3 protein-coding genes are annotated in these 2,621 nt (G+C 72.1%); 2 read left to right on the plus strand and 1 reads right to left on the minus strand.

What is annotated here, in order from left to right:
* Nucleotides 1–602: cytochrome P450 (locus ACZ6ZR_RS04105; protein WP_465639201.1), on the minus strand; the 602-nt coding region annotated here is incomplete at its 3' end.
* Nucleotides 603–871: 269 nt separating this feature from the next.
* On the opposite strand from ACZ6ZR_RS04105, the gene modA reads away from it, so the two are divergent.
* Both modA and ACZ6ZR_RS04115 read left to right on the plus strand, forming a co-directional pair.
* Complete coding sequence (modA, locus tag ACZ6ZR_RS04110) at nucleotides 872–1,672, plus strand: molybdate ABC transporter substrate-binding protein (protein ID WP_465639132.1); 801 nt, start codon at nucleotides 872–874, stop codon at nucleotides 1,670–1,672.
* Nucleotides 1,669–2,481, plus strand: a complete 813-nt coding sequence (locus ACZ6ZR_RS04115; protein ID WP_465639134.1) for an ABC transporter permease — start codon at nucleotides 1,669–1,671, stop codon at nucleotides 2,479–2,481. Before modA ends, ACZ6ZR_RS04115 begins: the two co-directional genes overlap by 4 nt.
* Nucleotides 2,482–2,621: the final 140 nt, after the last annotated feature.

Below are 2,621 nucleotides of genomic sequence, written 5' to 3' on the forward strand. Positions count from 1 at the left end.
ATGATCGAGTCGCACACCCCGTACAGCGCCCGCTCGGCAGCCATCGCCTCCCGGTTGGTCGGGGTCGGCCAGGTGCGCGGGATGCGCACCGGCTGGAAGCCGCGCGCGGTCACGTAGTGGGCCAGGACCGGGAAGTTGGTCCGCACCGAGTCCAGCGCGGTCTCCACGTCGGCCCCGAACAGGATCCGGGAGACCGCGCGCAGGGCGAACCGCGACATCTCGTCCACGGCGTCCACCGCACCCGGCAGCCCGCCCCAGCGGTCCACCAGGGCTTCGGCCTCGATGCCGATGGCGTCCGCGTAGCCGTCCACCCGGCGGCGGGTGAACAGCGGCTGGATCAGCCGCCGCTGGCGCTGGTAGTCGGTGTCCTGCGAGGTGAGCAGCCCGTTGCCGAAGCTGACCCGGATCTCCTCGTAGAAGCTGTTCTCCTTGCGGAAGTTGGCGGCCTGGCCGGCCAGCACCTGCTGGGCGCCCTCCGGGGAGTAGACCCCGTAGAACTCGGCCCGCAGCCCGGGCGGACCGGCGGTGAACCGCACCACGTCCCCGTACTCCCGGTGCCCCGCCAGGTACGTGCCCAGCGGGTCACGCTTGAGGTCGAACATCGAACCGAGCAGCGGCACGCCGGCCGGCCCCGGCACCTGTGTCACCGACAAAGGAACCCCCCTTTTTGAACAGACATTCGCACCCCACGCTAACTGACGGAGTATCAGCGCAGATAGAGCGCACGTTCGGCCACGGAGGCCGGCCTGTCACTTCGCACATGCGGCCCACACGCCCCCTCGTGCCTGGCCCGTGCAATGAAACAGGGGATATTTGGGCCGCAGCTACGGCACTATGATCGCCTCACCACACTCTGAGGAGACTCGTTCACATGACCGTCACCGTCCGCCGCGCCGCCCTGGCCGCCACCGCCTTCGCCCTGGCCGCCGGGCTCACCGCGTGCAGCAGCTCCGGTTCCACGAGCTCCTCGCCCTCGGCCTCGGCCGCCGGCCCCAAGCTGTCCGGCACCGTCACCGTCTTCGCCGCGGCCTCCCTCAAGGAGAGCTTCACCGAGCTCGGCAAGCGCTTCGAGACCGCCTACCCGGGCGTCAAGGTGACCTTCAACTTCGGCGGCTCCTCCGCGCTGGCCACCTCGATCACCTCCGGCGCCCCGGCCGACGTCTTCGCCGCCGCCTCCACCAAGACCATGAAGACCGTCACCGACGCCAAGGCCGCGAACGACTCCAAGGTCTTCGTCCGCAACACCCTCGCCATCGCCGTCCCCAAGGGCAACCCCAAGCACATCGCCGCCCTCAAGGACCTGGCCGGCGGCGGCCTCAAGGTCGCGCTCTGCGCCAAGGAGGTGCCGTGCGGCGCCGCCGCGCTGGACGCCCTCAAGGCCGGCGGGGTCAACCTCACCCCCGTCACGCTGGAGCAGGACGTCAAGGGCGCCCTCACCAAGGTCGAGCTCGGCGAGGTGGACGCCTCCCTCGTGTACAAGACCGACGTCAAGGCCGATGCCGCCAAGATCGACGGTGTGGACTTCCCCGAGGCCGCCCAGGCCGTCAACGACTACCCGATCGCCGCGCTCGCCAAGGCCCCCAACCCCGACGGCGCCGCCGCCTTCACCGCCTACGTCCAGTCGGCCGACGCCCGACGGGTCCTCACCGAGGCCGGTTTCCAGACCCCGTGACACTCGCTCAGCCCCGCACCCGCCGCCGTCCGCGCCGTTCCCGGACTCCGTACGCGCTCCTGCTGCCCGCGCTGCTCGGCCTCACCTTCCTGGTGCTGCCGCTGGCCGGGCTGCTGATCCGTGCGCCGTGGAGCGACATGCCCGAGCAGCTGACCAGCCCCGAGGTCTGGGAAGCGCTGCGGCTCTCGCTGCTCTGCGCGACGGCGGCGACCGGTCTCTCCCTGCTCTTCGGGGTGCCGCTCGCCTGGCTGCTGGCCCGGACGGAGTTCCCCGGGCGGGGGCTGGTGCGGGCGTTGGTCACCCTGCCGTTGGTGCTGCCGCCGGTGGTCGGCGGCGTGGCACTGCTGCTGGTGCTCGGCCGCAACGGCATCGTCGGACGGTACCTGGACGCCTGGTTCGGCATCACCCTGCCCTTCCACACGGCCGGGGTGGTGCTGGCCGAGGCCTTCGTGGCGATGCCCTTCCTGGTGATCAGCGTCGAGGGCGCCCTCCGGGCCGCCGACCCGCGCTACGAGGAGGCCGCCGCGACCCTCGGCGCCTCCCGCCTCACCGCCTTCCGGCGCGTCACCCTCCCCCTGATCGCCCCCGGCGTGGCGGCCGGCGCCGTCCTGGCCTGGGCCCGCGCCCTCGGCGAGTTCGGCGCCACCATCACCTTCGCGGGCAACTTCCCCGGCAAGACCCAGACCATGCCGCTCGCCGTCTACCTGGCCATGGAGTCCGAGCCCGCGGCAGCCATCGCCCTCAGCCTGGTCCTGCTCGCCGTCTCGATCGCGGTCCTCGCGGGGCTCCGCGGCCGGTGGATGTCATGACCGGCGTCATGGCGGGGCGTGGTGACACCGCTGGGGCGCGGGGAACTGCGCGAGCCGGACGGCGGACCAGCGTGAGATCGGGGCACGTCAGCCAGTTGCACGTGCTGCCGTTCCCCCGCGCGCAGTTCCCCGCGCCCCCG

The organism is Kitasatospora sp. NPDC088742 (assembly GCF_055584905.1).

Excerpts from the sequence above, each read along its gene's own strand:
- modA (WP_465639132.1), top strand. The coding sequence starts at position 872 with ATGACCGTCACCGTCCGCCGCGCCGCCCTGGCCGCCACCGCCTTCGCC.